This is a genomic window from Streptomyces sp. NPDC002309 (genome assembly GCF_053593375.1).
In genome coordinates, this window is sequence record NZ_JBSFCI010000022.1 from 45,097 (window position 1) to 60,106 (window position 15,010).

At 71.5% G+C, this 15,010-nt stretch carries 16 protein-coding genes and 1 pseudogene; 3 read left to right on the forward strand and 14 right to left on the reverse strand.

All coding sequences use genetic code 11. From position 1 onward, the window contains the following. Positions 1-4 precede the first annotated feature (4 nt). Entirely contained in the window at positions 5-343 is a 339-nt protein-coding gene (locus ACWCPM_RS19580; RefSeq protein ID WP_450977456.1) for a PASTA domain-containing protein, read from the forward strand. A 28-nt stretch (positions 344-371) separates the two neighbouring features. Here the strand turns inward: ACWCPM_RS19580 and ACWCPM_RS19585 are convergent, their stop codons facing one another. From ACWCPM_RS19585 to ACWCPM_RS19610, 6 genes and pseudogenes are all read right to left on the reverse strand, one after another. Next, on the reverse strand, positions 372-1,064 hold the full coding sequence (locus ACWCPM_RS19585) for a demethylmenaquinone methyltransferase (RefSeq protein WP_450977457.1): 693 nt from the start codon (positions 1,062-1,064) through the stop codon (positions 372-374). A 319-nt stretch (positions 1,065-1,383) separates the two neighbouring features. Further along, the gene (locus tag ACWCPM_RS19590) at positions 1,384-1,986 is read right to left on the reverse strand and encodes an imidazolonepropionase-like domain-containing protein (protein WP_450977458.1); all 603 of its coding nucleotides are present in this window, start codon (positions 1,984-1,986) and stop codon (positions 1,384-1,386) included. A gap of 1 nt (position 1,987) precedes the next feature. After that, positions 1,988-3,187: a cyclic dehypoxanthinyl futalosine synthase gene (gene mqnC / locus ACWCPM_RS19595; protein WP_450977459.1), complete on the reverse strand. Its 1,200-nt coding sequence runs from the start codon at positions 3,185-3,187 to the stop codon at positions 1,988-1,990. 141 nt (positions 3,188-3,328) lie between these two features. Then, complete coding sequence (locus tag ACWCPM_RS19600) at positions 3,329-4,060, reverse strand: prepilin peptidase (RefSeq protein WP_450977460.1); 732 nt, start codon at positions 4,058-4,060, stop codon at positions 3,329-3,331. After that, entirely contained in the window at positions 4,057-7,038 is a 2,982-nt protein-coding gene (locus tag ACWCPM_RS19605; RefSeq protein ID WP_450977461.1) for a BTAD domain-containing putative transcriptional regulator, read from the reverse strand. The genes ACWCPM_RS19600 and ACWCPM_RS19605 overlap by 4 nt, the downstream gene beginning before the upstream one ends. A gap of 463 nt (positions 7,039-7,501) precedes the next feature. Beyond that, a pseudogene (locus ACWCPM_RS19610) lies at positions 7,502-8,110 on the reverse strand (hypothetical protein); the annotation flags it as partial. Between the two features lie 21 nt (positions 8,111-8,131). Here ACWCPM_RS19610 and ACWCPM_RS19615 point away from each other — a divergent pair. Both ACWCPM_RS19615 and ACWCPM_RS19620 read left to right on the forward strand, forming a co-directional pair. Continuing rightward, the gene (locus ACWCPM_RS19615) at positions 8,132-8,983 is read left to right on the forward strand and encodes a DUF5753 domain-containing protein (RefSeq protein ID WP_450977462.1); all 852 of its coding nucleotides are present in this window, start codon (positions 8,132-8,134) and stop codon (positions 8,981-8,983) included. A 9-nt stretch (positions 8,984-8,992) separates the two neighbouring features. After that, positions 8,993-9,205: a DUF397 domain-containing protein gene (locus ACWCPM_RS19620; protein ID WP_450977463.1), complete on the forward strand. Its 213-nt coding sequence runs from the start codon at positions 8,993-8,995 to the stop codon at positions 9,203-9,205. Positions 9,206-9,247: 42 nt separating this feature from the next. On the opposite strand, the gene ACWCPM_RS19625 is transcribed toward ACWCPM_RS19620, so the two are convergent. From ACWCPM_RS19625 to ACWCPM_RS19660, 8 genes are all read right to left on the reverse strand, one after another. Continuing rightward, complete coding sequence (locus tag ACWCPM_RS19625) at positions 9,248-9,709, reverse strand: pilus assembly protein TadG-related protein (protein ID WP_450977464.1); 462 nt, start codon at positions 9,707-9,709, stop codon at positions 9,248-9,250. Further along, entirely contained in the window at positions 9,706-10,122 is a 417-nt protein-coding gene (locus ACWCPM_RS19630; RefSeq protein ID WP_450977465.1) for a TadE/TadG family type IV pilus assembly protein, read from the reverse strand. The genes ACWCPM_RS19625 and ACWCPM_RS19630 overlap by 4 nt, the downstream gene beginning before the upstream one ends. 2 nt (positions 10,123-10,124) lie before the next feature. Continuing rightward, on the reverse strand, positions 10,125-10,580 hold the full coding sequence (locus tag ACWCPM_RS19635; protein ID WP_450977466.1) for a TadE family protein: 456 nt from the start codon (positions 10,578-10,580) through the stop codon (positions 10,125-10,127). Between the two features lie 33 nt (positions 10,581-10,613). Beyond that, positions 10,614-10,865, reverse strand: a complete 252-nt coding sequence (locus tag ACWCPM_RS19640) for a hypothetical protein (RefSeq protein ID WP_450977467.1) — start codon at positions 10,863-10,865, stop codon at positions 10,614-10,616. Between the two features lie 61 nt (positions 10,866-10,926). Next, positions 10,927-11,850 (reverse strand): type II secretion system F family protein, encoded by a 924-nt coding sequence (locus tag ACWCPM_RS19645; protein WP_450977468.1) that lies wholly within the window; start codon positions 11,848-11,850, stop codon positions 10,927-10,929. Beyond that, positions 11,847-12,809: a type II secretion system F family protein gene (locus tag ACWCPM_RS19650; protein ID WP_450977548.1), complete on the reverse strand. Its 963-nt coding sequence runs from the start codon at positions 12,807-12,809 to the stop codon at positions 11,847-11,849. Before ACWCPM_RS19650 ends, ACWCPM_RS19645 begins: the two co-directional genes overlap by 4 nt. A 46-nt stretch (positions 12,810-12,855) precedes the next feature. Further along, positions 12,856-14,163 carry a CpaF family protein gene (locus ACWCPM_RS19655; RefSeq protein WP_450977469.1) on the reverse strand — a complete coding sequence of 436 codons (1,308 nt, stop codon included), beginning with the start codon at positions 14,161-14,163 and terminating at the stop codon, positions 12,856-12,858. Then, positions 14,160-14,996: a hypothetical protein gene (locus ACWCPM_RS19660; RefSeq protein ID WP_450977470.1), complete on the reverse strand. Its 837-nt coding sequence runs from the start codon at positions 14,994-14,996 to the stop codon at positions 14,160-14,162. The genes ACWCPM_RS19655 and ACWCPM_RS19660 overlap by 4 nt, the downstream gene beginning before the upstream one ends. Between the last annotated feature and the right edge of the window lie 14 nt (positions 14,997-15,010).

Sequence of the window (15,010 nt, forward strand, 5' to 3'; positions counted from 1 at the left end):
ATCTGTGCGTATAACACCCAAGACACCCGAAGTGCGCGTGCCGAGGTTCGTCGGCCTGATGGCCATGGACGCCCGTGAGGCGGCGAAGGCAGAGGGAGTACGGCTCGCCGCGCCCGACCGGCCCGACTTCCATCTCACCGTCGTGGACTACGTCGTCCGGCAGTACCCGCCACCCGGCGTCGAGGTGCCGCGCGACGCGGTGGTCAGCGTGTGGTTCGACCTCGGCGAGGGCGAGGGCGGCGGCGGCGCGGGCGTACGGGAGCCTCGGCTGCCGAGGCCGCCACGAGGCGGGATGGAACGCGAGCTGGGGCAGCCCGGGGACACGTTCGAGGCGATCAGGTGAGCCCGGCCCCAGCCCTCGGGCCCACGGCTCAGGCCTTGAACCCCCGGTGCAGGGCCACCACGCCACCCGTCAGGTTCCGCCAGGCCACCTTCGACCACCCGGCCTTGCCCAGGCGCTCGGCCAGAGCGGGCTGGTCGGGCCAGGCGCGGATGGACTCGGCGAGATAGACGTAGGCGTCCGGGTTGGACGACACCGCGCGGGCCACCGGCGGCAGCGCCCGCATCAGGTACTCGGTGTAGACCGTGCGGAACGGCTGCCAGGTCGGGTGCGAGAACTCGCAGATCACCACGCGCCCGCCCGGCCGGGTCACCCGGTACATCTCGCGCAGCGCGGCATCCGTGTCCTGCACGTTGCGCAGCCCGAAGGAGATGGTGACGGCGTCGAACACGTCGTCCTTGAAGGGCAGCCGCGTCGCGTCGCCGGCGGTCAGCGGCAGCCAGGGGTGGCGCCGCTTGCCGACCTGGAGCATGCCGAGGGAGAAGTCGCAGGGCACGACGTAGGCACCGGCACGGGTGAAGGGCAGCGAGGAGGTCGCCGTACCGGCGGCCAGGTCCAGCACCTTCTGTGCGGGGCGCGCGTCGACCGCCCTCGCGACCTCCCGGCGCCACACCCGGTCCTGGCCGAGCGACAGCACGTCGTTGGTGAGGTCGTACCGTTCCGCCACGTCGTCGAACATCGAGGCGACTTCGTGCGGCTGCTTGTTCAGGGAGGCGCGGGTCACGAGGACCATTCTTGCAGCACCCCCTCAGGGAGCAGGGCGCGGCATCTCCTGGACGCCCGAGCGGCAGCCGGGCCCGCTTCCGCCGGCGGGACGACGGTCCGGCCCGGCACACCGCCGGCGGGACAGCGCTCCGGCCCGTCACACCGCCGGGATCGCGGTCCCGCCCGGGCCACTGACGGGGATCGCGGTCCCGCCCGGCACACTGCCCGCCCGACACGATCCGACCATGCCCGGTTCCCGCGCCGATCCGACCATGCCCGGTTCCCGCCCGACACGATCAGACCCGGCACACTGCCCGCCCGAAACGATCCACCCCGGCCTACTTACGGCGAAACACGATCCGGCCCGCCACGACGGTCGCCACGCAGCTCCCGCCCCCACGCTCGGCCAGCTCCGCCTCGTCCCGCACGTCGAACACGGCGAACCGCGCGGCAGATCCGCTCTCACGTGCGGGTGGGGAGTCGACGGGCAGCCCGGAGGCGAACGGATCGAGGGAGGGCACTCCGCCCGGCGCCCCGAGCCGTCCCATCACGCCGATCCCGGACCGCTGGACGGCCGCGGCCACGGCACGGTTGCTGAAGGCGCCCGCCACCACGACGGTCCCGCGCGCCAGCATCCGCTGCACTCCACGCCGCGCGCTGGCACCCCACCGCGCCTCGTCCATGCCGAGCGCGGCCAGGTCGTCCCCGGTCAGGGGGTCCGTCCCGAGTTCACCCGCCTCGCGCGGGTCCGGGTGGTAGGCCTGCTCCAGCAGTTCGGGCCCGTGCATGTTGACGAGCCCCGAACTGAGGATGCCGGGCCAGCGCCGCACGCGCGCGAGCGGATGGGCGCGGGTGAGCTCCTCCAGCGGGCCGGCCGCGAGCACCCACTCGCCGCGCACGGCGAGGGCACGCCCCCTGGAGTCCGCGTGGACGGTCAGCAAGTCAGTTGGAGGCGAGCAGCTTGAGCTCGGGGTGAGCCGTGCCGCCCTCGATCGCGGTGGACGAGATGTGGGACATGACGCGCGCGTCGACGGGGTCGTTCGCCGGGTCGTCGTGCACGACGAGGTGCTCGTACGTCGTGTTCCGCTGCGCGGGCACGCGGTCCGCGGTGCGGATCATCTCGATCATCTCCAGCAGGTTGGAGCGGTGCTTGGCACCGGCCGCCGAGACGACGTTCTCCTCCAGCATCACCGAGCCGAGGTCGTCGGCACCGTAGTGCAGGGTCATCTGCCCGGCGTCCTTGCCCGTGGTGAGCCAGGAGCCCTGGATGTGGGCCACGTTGTCGAGGAAGAGGCGGGCGATCGCGATCATCCGCAGGTACTCGAAGATGGTGGCCTGGGTGCGGCCCTTCAGGTGGTTGTTCTGCGGCTGGTAGAGGTACGGGATGAACGCGCGGAAGCCGCCCGTGCGGTCCTGTACGTCGCGGATCATCCGGATGTGCTCGATCCGCTCGGCGTTGGTCTCGCCGGTCCCCATGAGCATGGTGGACGTGGACTCGACGCCCAGCCCGTGCGCCGTCTCCATGATCTCCAGCCACCGTTCGCCGCTCTCCTTGAGCGGGGCGATGGCCTTGCGCGGACGCTCGGGCAGCAGTTCGGCGCCGGCGCCCGCGAAGGAGTCCAGTCCGGCGGCGTGGATCCGCTGGATGGCCTCCTCGACGGTCACCTTGGAGATCCGCGCCATGTGCTCGACCTCGCTCGCCCCCAGGCTGTGGATGACGAGCTGCGGGTACTCCTTCTTGATCGCCGCGAAGTGCTTCTCGTAGTACTCGACGCCGTAGTCGGGGTGGTGACCGCCCTGGAACATGATCTGCGTACCGCCGAGTTCGACGGTCTCGGCGCAGCGGCGCAGGATGTCGTCGAGGTCGCGCGTCCAGCCCTTCGCCTTGTCCTTCGGCGGGGCGTAGAACGCGCAGAACTTGCACGCCGTGACGCACACGTTCGTGTAGTTGATGTTCCGCTCGATGATGTACGTCGCGATGTGCTCGGTGCCCGCGTACCGACGGCGGCGCACGGCGTCGGCGGCGGCGCCCAGCGCGTGCAGCGGGGCGTCGCGGTAGAGGTCGAGCGCCTCCTCGGGAGTGATCCGCCCGCCCTCGGCGGCACGGTCGAGGACGGACTGGAGGTCGGCCTTCTCGGTCACCGGATGTCCCTTTCGTCAAGGGTCGTGGACGGACCGAACCAGCCTACGCCAGCCGTTTTCCCGACCCACGCGCAGCCCGCCCCGCCGACCGGTGAGCCACCCCAGGCCGACCGACTCCACCCACAGGTGAGCCGCCCCCGGTCAGCCCGCCGCCCCCGACAGCAACCCGCCGAAGGCGCCCGCGAGCAGGAACGGCCCGAAGGGGATCGCGGTCTTCCGCCCCGCCCTCCGTACGACCACCAGCGCGCCTCCGTACACCGCCCCGCACACGAACGCGGCGAACGTCCCGAGCAGCACCGCCCCCCACCCGTACCAGCCGAGCACCGCCCCCGCGCCGAGCGCCAGCTTCACGTCTCCGAAGCCCATACCGGCGGGGTTGATCAGAAAGAGGAGGAGGTAGAAGCCACCGAGCGCCGGCGCGCCCAGCAGGGCGGTGCCCCACTCCCCGGCGTGCCCGGGCACCAGCGCGGCCACCCCGAGCAGGGCGAGCGTCCCGGCCGCGAGCGGCAGTGTCAGCGGGTCGGGCAGCCGCCGCACCCGCACGTCGACGACCGCGAGCAGCACACCCACAGGCGCGATCAGCAGCCAGACGACGAGCTCGGGCCGGGGGCCGGTGACGGCGGCGACGGTGGCGCAGAGCAAGGCGGTGAACGCGGCCGGCCATGCCCAGCAGGGGCCGTAGGACGCGACGTCGGCCGCGCAGCGGGGGCACCGGGCGGGCCCGGCCCATCCCCGGATCGGATGCCCGCCGGGACACCGCTCACGCCAGTCCTCCCCGGACGGCACGGAGAAGCGGTGGACGGCCCGCGGCAGCAGCACACCCGCTGCGGCACCCCAGGCCGCGGCCGGAAGGATCAGCGTGGCTCCGCTCATCCCCCGGCCGCCACGCCCTCGCGCCAGGTCGGCAGGAGTTCGTCCAGCAGGGCCTCGGTGCGCGGCGGAAGCCCTCGTGCCCCGCTGCGGCCGAGCAGGTCCTCGGCTAGCGCGTGGAGCCGGACGGTGTCGCCGGTGCTGTGGGTCGCGCGCAGCAGTTCGTGCCAGAGCCGCTCGTCGGTGGGCGCGGTGCGCAGGGACGCTCCCAGCGCCTCGATCGCCTTCTCCGCCCGGTCCTTCTCCAGGTGGAACGCGGACAGCGCGAGGCCGATGTCCGCGACCAGCAGCGGGAGCTGGGCGTCGATGATCTCGTGGGCGAGCCAGCGGTAGCGGCCCTCGGGCCGGTCGGACAGCAGAGGGCCGCGCACCAGGCTCAGCGCCTCCGTCAGCAGCCGTCCGCGCACACCACGGTTGTCGGCGCCCTTGCCCTGTGTGGCCTCGTGGTAGAGGGAGCGCAGCACGTCGAGGTCGGAGACGACGGAGCCGGCGAGCGTGAGCCGCCCGGTCTCGTCGGTGCGCAGCCGCGGGCTGCCGTCCTGGTCGGCGCCGAGCCAGGCTCGCAGCCGCTCCAGGAGCGCCTCCCGCACGTCGTCGGTGACGCCGCGCGGCCACAGGGCGGAAGCCAGGACCCGCGGGTTCACCCCCTCCCGGTGCAGGAGCAGCAGCGCGAGCGCCTCGTGCAGCAGTGCGCTGCGCTCACCGTCCGGGGTCTCCAGCCCGGTGACCTCGTACGACCCGACGAGTCGCGCGTACACCGCCGGACGCCCCTGCTCGCTCAGGTCGACGAGGAACCGGGGGGCGGTGTCGGGCCCGTCGGGACCACGCTCGGGGTCGGCGTCGGTGAACAGCTCGACGACGGCGCGCTGCTGCTCCGAGGGCAGCATCTGTGCGTCGAGCGAGAGGCCGAGGAGCGGCGCGGTCAGTGTGCCGGTCTCGTCGATCTCCATCTCCCACGTGGCACCGGGCAGTTCGCCACTGCCGGTGCCGACGAGGTAGCCGATGCCGAGACGGCTCGCGTCGGCGGCCAGTTCGGCGAGCCGGACCGCGTCCTCGGCGGTGGGCTCGGCGGCGAGCAGGACGAGGTGCGGGGCCCATCGGGTGTGCTGGGCCGGTCCCGTACGGCCGGTGAGAACGCTGTCGTGCCCGGCGGCGCCCAGCGCCCCACGCCGCTGCCGGGTCTCGGCCCCCATGGTCTCGATCAGGTCGTCGATGCCTTCGAGGTGGCGGATCCGGCTGGGCGCGAGGGGGGTCAGGTCCTGGCCGAAGCCGACGAGGGTGATGGTCATGCGGTCCGACCAGCCGTTGGTGGCCAGTTCGGCCGCGACCGAGGCGAGGACGGCGGCCCGGTCGGCCTCGCGTCCGCTCAGCGAGACGATGCCGGGCACGGCCTCCAGGTTGAGCAGCAGACGGGAGCCGTCCATGGTGCCGAGGCTGACGAGTCCGGGGTACGGGGCCGCCGTGTCGACGTCCTCGTACCGCTCGGCGTTGCTCCTGGCCAGCTGCCAGAAGGTCTGGTCCTGCCCGAGCTGCCAGGGAGCGGGCGGCTTGCCGGCCGGCTGGGCGAGCTGGAGGTGCAGGTCGCCGTCGCTGAACCACACGGCGTACACGGTCGGCAGCGGCCTCGACTCGGCGGCCAGCGACGCGGCGAGTCCGCGCAGCGACCGGTCCAGCAGCCGTACGCCCTCCGGGTCGGCGCCCACCAGCAGCGCGTCCTGCACGTCCAGGGCGTCACCGGCCGGCGTGGGCGGCTCCATGCCGCGCCGCCCGCCGACGGCGCCGAGCGCGGACTGCCACACGGACTGCCGGCGCCGGTGCCCGAGGGCGGCCAGGAGCCCGGCGGCGAGAAGCGGCGCGCCGAGCAGCGCTTCGGGGAGGCCGAAGGAGCGGTCGGTCCCGGCAGCGGCGACGGCGTGCTGCTCCTGCCGGTCCTGGTGCGGGGCGGACTGTTCGGGGGCGGGCCGCTGCTCGGGAACGGACACCTGGGAGGAGCCGGCTCCCGACTGGCCGTCGCCACCCTGCTGACCCTCGCCGCCGTGCTGACCGCCACCGGCGTGGGCCTGATCCCCGGACCTGGCGTACTCGTCGATCTGCTGCCGCACCTCCGGCGAGACGTCCGCCGCCTCGTCGGGCATCTCGACCAGTTCGCCGCCGACCGCGTCCCCGGGCATCTCCATGATCCAGCCGGGCCGGATCAGACTGGCCTCGGACAGCCTGGAGCCGTCCGGCTGTTCGCGGTCCTTGTTGAGCGCGTAGATCTCCTTGTACCGGCGTCCGTCGCCCAGGTGCCGCTCGGCGACCTCCCACAGGGAGTCGTGATGGCGCCCCTCGGGCGGCTGGATCCGGTAGTACTTGGTGTCGCCCTCACGGGCCGCGCTGTCGTCCTCGGCCTGGGCGGCGGCGTCGGACGCCTGCTCCGCGAGGGCTGCGGCCGTGTGCGCCGCCTGCACCTGCTGCTGGGCGAACAGGCCCGGCGTCCGCTGGGCCGCGGCGACGGTCCCCCTCGGGTTCCCCTCCACGCTCTGCCCGAGTTGCGACAGCCCCGGTGTGAGACTGGCCGCCGTGGCACCGACGAGCAGCAGCGCCGCGACGAGTTGCCGGGCCAGCAGCTGGCTGGGGCCGGCCCCGGGCACCCGCCCCGGCACGCCCACACCGGACAGGGCCGCTTTCACCTCGACGAGCACGCAGGCGGTGAACTGGGCCCAGGCGAGCCAGACCACGAACGTGAGGATGCCGAGGAACGTCCCGACGGTGATCTCCTGCTGCAGCCACTCCAGGCTCGGCGCCTCGGAGGGCAACGGCCAGCCCGCGGTCATCGCGAGCGCGACCGGCACGCCCACCACGAGACCGGCCAGGGCTATGAAGGCGACGAACGCCTTCACGAAGTCCCCGAAGGTACGCCGCCGCACACGCACGGGCTGCGGCGTCCGGTTCCTCGGGGTCGACGGGCCCGTCGAGCTGGGAGTGCTGCGTCGCGGCATGGCGGGTGTCCTGGTCGTGTGGGGAGTGTGTCGAGTTGTGGGTCGTGGGGCGAATCGAGCCTACCGAGATCTTAGGGACCGGCACTGACGGCGTCGAAGGCCGAACGGCACCAACTCCCGGCCGCTGCGGGCCGATCCAGAACATTCGCACCGCTTTGCCTGCAATTCGGGCAAAGGCTCACCCGATTCACATCGCCCCGAGAATTCCCACCCCGCACACCCGCGACGCCGGGTCCCCGCAGCCCTCACACGATCCGCCGCGAACTCACAAGCGGCCTGTCCGCCTGTGATCGCCTCCTTGCCTGCCGTAACCCCGCAGACTTCAGAGGGCACTCCCGTGGCACGCCACGCTCCGAAGACGACCGCCGCCGTACGACATCAAGGGGGCGGACTCGGAGGCGGGCAGCGCGTCGGCTTCAACGTCCGTCCGCTTCGGCCGACTCACCCGCTGACACTGCGAGCCTCAGCGGCTGTCCTCCTCGAACAGATCCTCCGCCCGCCTCGCGTGCAGCGCCCGCTGAGCCCACAGTTCGAGCTGGCCCAGGTCCGAACAGGCCTCCACCCGATCACGGACGAGATCCGGCACGGCGATGTCCCGCCAGCCGAGGATCCGCATGACCGTCGCCCTGCGCTCCCGCTCGATACCTTGCTCGATGCCTTGCTCAATGCCTTGCTCGATGCCCTCTTCACGCACCTTCTCGGCCACCTCGTGCCGGAAGAAGTAGTTGACCGGCATCATGAGCTCCTTCCAGATCTGCTTGGCCTGGGCGTCCACCAGGCACGACTCGACGAACTGCGCGAGCATCCCCGCGCTGTCGGTGTCCGTGGTCGCCAGGGCCGCCGCCAGCGGATTCAGTATGGCAGCGGCGCCCGGCCCCTTCCCATGCGTCATCGCCGAGAACGCCGCGAGGAAGACGTCCCGCCTGGCCTCGGCCTCGTCGGTGACGAGCGGCACGTTCTCGGGGCTGAGCACGAGCGGTCGAACGGTCAGGGAGTGCCAACCGGGCAGCCCCAGACGGATCGGCCTTGTCGCCCAGCGTGCCGTGGACACGCTCTGCGTCAGCACGATCAGTGGTTGAGGCAAGGAGGAGTCATGACGCGCAGGCAACAGCCCACCGCACGACAAGTACGCCTGGGCACCGAGCTGCGGAAACTCCGTGATGCCGCAGGGCTCAAGGCGACTGAGGCCGCCGCGCTTCTTGCGACGACCTCGGCGCAGATGAGCCAGATCGAGTCCGGCATCGCAGGTGTGAGCGAGGCGCGGGTGAGAAGGTTTGCCGCTCAGTACTCCTGCACGGACGAGGAGTTGATCGCCGCTCTCGTGGCAATGGCCACCGATCGGACACGCGGCTGGTGGGAGGAATACCAGGGCCTACTGCCCGCGTCCTTCCTGGACCTGGCCGAGTTGGAGTACCACTCCACCTACCGGCTGGATGTGGAGTTCCTGCACATCCCCGGCCTCTTCCAAACGGAGGATTACGCTCGCGCGGTCTTCTCGTACCGAGTCCCGAGCCTCCCGGAAGCCGACCTGGAACTGCGTGTCCAGCACCGCATCCAGCGCAAGGCCGTCCTCGAGAGGCCCACACCCGTCCGCTACCAAGCAGTGATCCATGAGGCGGCCCTACGCATCAGGGTCGCCGACCGGCGTTCCGCGCGAGCCCAGCTCGCACACATCGTGGAGGTCTCCGAGGCTGACCACATCCTGGTGCGCGTCATCCCTTTGGACCTGGACGGCTTCGCCGGAGCCATCAGCGCCATGATGTATGCGGGCGGGGCCGTACCCAAGCTGGACACAGCAGTCCGGGACGGACCGCAGGGAGCGGACTTCATCGACTCTGAAGCCCAACTGGGGGCCTATCGTGTGCTCTTCCGCAAGGTGGAGGCGGCGTCACTCGGATCCGAAGGTTCGCGTGACCTCATCCACAGACTGTCGAAGGAACTGTGAGGCGCCCCCATGAGCATCCCCGACAACTGGCTGAAGTCGTCGTACTCGGGTGGCGGTGACGGCAACAACTGCGTGGAAGTCGCCGCCCTCCCCACCCTCATAGCCGTCCGCGACTCCAAGCACCCCGCGCACGGCCTCCTCAGCTTCCCGGTCGAACCCTTCACCGCGTTCCTCGACAGCCTCAAGGCCGGCGATCGACAGGAAGCCGCATACGGGGGATGACCCGTGTCCCACGGGTCGACGGACCGGCAGATGCTCGGGCGCTCAGCCCACCTGGTTCTCCGCCACCGCCTGCCCGTGGACGACGACATCGCCGCCGTAGAACATCCCCACGAACACCGGGGAGTACGTGAGCTGGATCTCGACCTCCACCCGCTCGGCGTCGGCCGCCACGCAGTGGCTCGCCGCGATGTCGGCGCCGGTCATGTCCATCTCGCGGGCGAAGTTCCTGACCCGGGTGTCGCAGTTCTCGTGGTTGATCGGCGCCGGGCCGCCCTCGTCCTCGTACAGGGCTTCGAGGTCGATGTCCTGCGCCGCGTACCGGGCGGCCTGTTCGGCGATGTCCGCCGCCCGCTCCCGCTTGGAGATCGACAGACCGCCGTCGATGACGAAGGCGGACAGCGACAGGAAGACCAGGGCGAAGATGATGACCGCGCCGGCACCAGAACCGCGGTCGTCCAGTGCGACCCGGCGACGGTCCCACCACGCGCGCACGACGGCCGTCACGCCGACCTCCGGAACGGATCCAGCGGCGAGCTGAAGCTGGCCGACAGCGTGGTGGGGATGTCCAGGCCCAGCATCGCCAGGCCCCGCACCTCACAGCTCACCTCGACCGTGAACAGGGTGTCGGGTGCGAAACCGGCACTGGTCTGCCGTACCGACACCGGCCCCGCGCAGACGTCGGCGAGGTTCGCCTCCGCCGCCCTGCGTGCCTCCACCATCGCCGTCGTGCGGTCCTTCTGGATGGAGCCCGCGCGGGCCGCGTCCCGGGCCGCACCGTCGAGCGCGCCACGGCCGTCGACCAACTGCCCGAAGGCCACCAGGACGAGGATGAACAGGATCATCACCGGGGCGAGGATCACCACCTCGACCGTCGAGAGCCCACGGTCGTCGCCTTCTTGCCCGAACGCCGCAGCCATGCTCAGTTCTCCCCCTCCGCGACGAACCTCTCCACCGGCCCCACCGACTGCGCGTGCACCGTCAGGTCCAGTCCGGGAAAGACCGCCGGCACCCGAGCGGTGATCTCCACGCCCACCGTGCCGGCATCCGGCTGGAGCATCACGACGTCGGGAGACAGGACCAGTTGCGGCCCGAGTTGGGCGATGTAGCTGTCCACGACGTCCCGCGCCTCGCCCCGCCAGCCGCCCGGGTGTTCGTCCGCCGTGGCCCGCGCCTCGCGGGCGCCTGCCTGCGCCGCCGCCTGGGCGACATGGTCGGCGAAGAAGTACAGCGCGAACTGAACGGTGGCGAAGATCATGAAGAACAGCACCGGTGTGAGCAGCACGAACTCGATCGCGGTCATGCCTGAGTCGCCACGGCCGGCCGCCGCCTCACGCGCGGCCGCGACCCTTCGGCCCACCCATCCGCCCACAGCCATGAGAACCCCGCCAACCCCCTTCGTACGTCCGGCTCAGCAGGTCTTGCCCGCGTCCGCGCCCTTGATGCAGTCGCCGACCTTGGTGGCGCCCTCGCTCAGCGCGGTGTTGATGATCGCGGCCACCACGCCGACGATCGCCACGACGACCGCGGAGATGATCACCCACTCGACCGCGGACGCGCCCCGGTCGAGTTCTCCGGATCGGGCGCGCTCGACACGGGCCCGCAGGAAGGTGACCAAGAAGTCCGTCGCCGGGTTCCCGGTGAGGAAGTTCCGTCCGTTCATGGTGAGTTGTCCTCTCGCAATACGAAGTACTGGCTTGTGTCCGGGCTTCGGACCACTGACGTCAGACCTGGAACACGCGCATCGCCGCCGGGAAGATCAGGAACACCAGGAAGCCGGCGCACAGCAGCAGCTGGGCCACGAGCATCGACTGGGACTTCTCCCCCGCGCTGCCCTCGATGTCGGCGAGTTCCCGGTGTCGCATGGTCTCCGCGCGGGACGCGAGCGACTCCCGGACCTTGGCGCCGTCGTCGGCCACCAGGGCCAGCGAGGCCGACAGGTCCTTGAGTTCCTCGACCCCGATCTCCTCGCCGAGCTGGCCCAGGGCCTGCCACTGGCTGATGCCGGTGATCCGGGCGTCGGCGAGCGCGTTGCGGATCCGCTGGGACGCCCAGCCGTCGGACACCTCCGCCGCCGCCATCAGGGCCTCGGGGAGACCACGGCCGCCCGCCAGGCTCATCGACACCAGATCGAGGTAGGCGCCGATCACCCGCCGCAGGTCCCGACGCTTGTCCGTCGCGTCCCGCCGTACCTCCAGGTCGGGCAGGAAGAAGAAGACGACCGCGCAGAGCAACGCCAGCCAGACCGGGACGATCGGGCTGCTGTCGAACCCCAGCGTCCAGACCACAGCGAACAGGAACGGCCCGAAGAACAGCCCGGCAGCGGCCAGCAGTGCCTTGGTCGCCAGGAACTTCTCCCATCTCCGGTCCAGCACCGCCAGGTCAGCCCGCAGCGAGCGCTGTTCCCAGCCCTGCTGCTGGTAGAACTCGGCGACCCTGGCCCCGACCTCGGCCCGCAGCGAGCCGAAACGGCCACCCGGTTCCTGTGCCGTTCGGGCCGACTCGTACGCCGACCCGCGCGCCCGCAGCGCGTCGATCCGCGCCACCTGCGCGACGGCGCTCCGCCGGGTCGGCGACAGCGCGCGGACGAGGACGTAGACGCCCAGTCCGACGACCGCGCCGGCGACGATCGGCATCGTCAGGTTCATCGTCGTACCGCCTCGTCCGAGGGGAGGGTCTGTGCCGGCGCGCCGCCGGCATGCTGCGCCGGCGTCCGGGGCCCCACGAACCGCACCGACGGCTCCTCCCGGACGAGGAAGCGCTCGGGCGTCTCGATGGTGGACAGCTTGCGCAGCCACCAGAAGCCCAGCGCGAACAGCCCGCACACACAGGCGAGCACGAGCTGTCCGACCGGGGTGCCGTACGGCTCGACGAACTCGCGGTTGAAGACGGACAGGCCGAGCACGAAGGCGATGGAGACGCCGACGACGATCTGCACCGAACGGCGGGTGGATGCGCGCTGGGCCATCACCCGCTGCCGCATGTCCACTTCCTCGCGCGCGGACTTGGCGAGGGCACCGAGGACTTGGCGCAGGCCGGGACCGCGCAGCCTGGCGTTCAGGATCAACGCCGCGACGATGATGTCCGCCGACGCGTCGTCGATCTCGTCGGCCAGCATCTGGAGCGCGTCCGGCAGAGGTGTGCGGGCGCGCAACCGGTCGACCAGAGCGTCCAGGTGAGGGCGCAGGACGGGTGCGGCGGCCCGGGCGGAGGCCGGAATCGCCTGTTCCAGCCCGACCGCGCCCGCGATCGTGTCGCGCAGCGACTCGGTCCAGGAGGCGAGGGCCTCGACCCGCCGCATGGCGGCCCGCTCCTCCGCGGCACCGCCGAAGAGGCGGTCCCAGAAGAACACCAGGACACCGGCGGCGACGCCCGCGACGGCCCAGCGGGTCAGCAGCAGGACGACGAGGGCGACCAGGGCGGCGAGGGAGCCACGCCGCCCTGCGAACCGGATCAACTCGCCCGCCCGCTCGCTCGCCCGATGCTTCTCGTGCTCCGGTTTCGCGGGCAGTCCGCGCACGGCGACGACGAACAGCACGAGACCGCCGGCGACGGCGACCCCGCTTGCGATCGAGTAGAGGATCGTCGTCGAGAACAGGCCTCCCATGGAGCCGAGTTGCCCGAGCGCGGCAAGACTGCTCGTGGTCACGGCGTCACCCCCACGTTCCCGAGGGCCGGTAGCCCTGCGCGATCAGGTCGTCCACACACGCGAGGGGGGCGTGCGGCACGACCCGCCCGTCGGGCGTCTGGGCGAACACCTCGCTGGACAGCACCCGGCCGTCGACGCCGTTGACCTCGCGGACGGAGGTGACCATGCGCTGGAGACGTCCCCCGGTCTGGAACTCGTTGCGGCGCTGGATGAACACGACGAAGTTCACCGCACCCGCTATCAGCATCTGGCTGGCTTCGATCGGCAACCGCTCGGAAGCCTGCAACGCGTAGGTGGAAATGCGGTTGAAGACCTCGCTGGAGCTGTTGGCGTGGATCGTGGACAGCGATCCGTCGTTGCCCTGCGACATCGCGTTGAGCATGGTGACGATCTCGTCGCCGAGCACCTCGCCGACGATGACCCGGGAAGGGTTCATACGCAGGGAGCGGCGCACGAGCTCGGCCATCGGGATCGCTCCCTGCCCCTCCGAGTTGGGCAACCGCTCCTCGAACGCCACCACGTTCGGATGGAGGTCGGGAAACGTGTCGAGTCCGAGCTCCAGTGCCCGCTCCACCGTGATCAGCCGCTCGTGCGGCGGGATCTCGTTCGCCAGGGCCCGCAGCAACGTCGTCTTACCGGCGTTCGTCGCACCCGCGATCATGATGTTCTTCCGGGCGCGGACCGCGCATGCCACGAAGTGGCCGACCTCAGGCGTCAGGGTGCCGTTGCCGACCAGGTCGGAGATGAACACCTTTCCCATGCGGGCGCGGCGGATCGACAGCGCGGGGCGCCGCGCCACGTCCATGACGGCCGACAGGCGCGAGCCGTCCGGCAGCCTCAGGTCGAGCTGTGGATTGGCGGAGTCGAAGGGCCGGGACGACAGACCGCTGTACGCGCCGAGGACCTGGATCAGCTCGATGAGCTCCTCGTCCGTCTCGGCGACCGGATCACCCCTGACCTCGCGGCCGTCGGCGTATCCGACGAAGACCTGGTCGCAGCCGTTGATGTCGATGTTCTCGACCTGCTGGTCGTCGAGGAGCGGCTGCAGGCGCCCGACGCCGAACAGGGCGGCGTGCACGGCGGCCGCGTACTGCTCCTCGGTCTCGGCGTCCAGAGGCGTCCGACCCGCGTGGATCTCCGTGCGGGCGTACTCTTCGAGGATCTGGGCTATGACCGCACGGGCGTAGTGCCGCTCGTCCTCGCCGGACATCGGCGTGACGCCGCCCACCTGGTCGACGCGGCGCTGCTCGGCGATACGGTCACCGGCGTCCTGCCGGAACCGCTTGACCAGCTGGTGGTCGACAGCGGTCATCGGCCGGCTCCCTGCGGAGCCCCGCCCGGCACCGACCAGGCGGCACCGTACTGCTGGTACAGATCCGCGGTGACCTTGCGGGCCGAGCGGATGAGCAGCGACTTGTCGAGCCGCCCGCGCCTGCGTCCGGCCAATTGCTCCGCCCCGGCCGGGTCGTCGGCGATGGTGCCGACGACCCGGGCTCCGGTCTGCGCGTGCACGAGCATGTCGTTGACCTGGCCGGCCAGCTTGCCGGCGTTGTTCGGGTCGGCGATCAGCACGACACCGATCATCGGCGTGGCCAGGGTCGCCGCGCCGCGCGGACCGCCGTGCAACTTGGCGGAGAGGGCCGCGGCCCTGTCCCGGACGCGGGCAATCGCCTCCGGCTCGGTTCGGGAGACGAGCAGGACGAGCGCCGCGTGCGGGAACAGTTCGACGGCGGGGGTGTCCCCGCTGATCCGCCCGCAGTCGGCGATGACGTCGGCGGGAGCGTGCGGCGAGTCGGCGAGGGCGGCGAAGGCCCGGCCGAGGGTGGGCCACAGTCCGGTCAGCCCGGCGGCATGCTCCGCGATGCCGAGCCCTACGAGAACTTCGAGGCCGCCGTTCAGCGGCTGGACATGGTCCCAGAGCTGGTCCGGGGCGAGGCCCCTGCGGGCCGTCGCGGCGATGGACAGCATGCCGGCGTTGGGGTTCAGCGGACCGCCGTGCGCCGCGGCGGAGCGGTAGACCAGGTCGCCGCCCGCCGGGTCGGTCTCGGCGAGCAGCGCACGGCGGGGCCAGACCGCCGCGAGGGCGACGGCCGTGGTGGTGACGCCGGGGGAACCCTTGTCGGCGGCGAGAACGATGAGCGCCATGGGTGTGCGTTCGC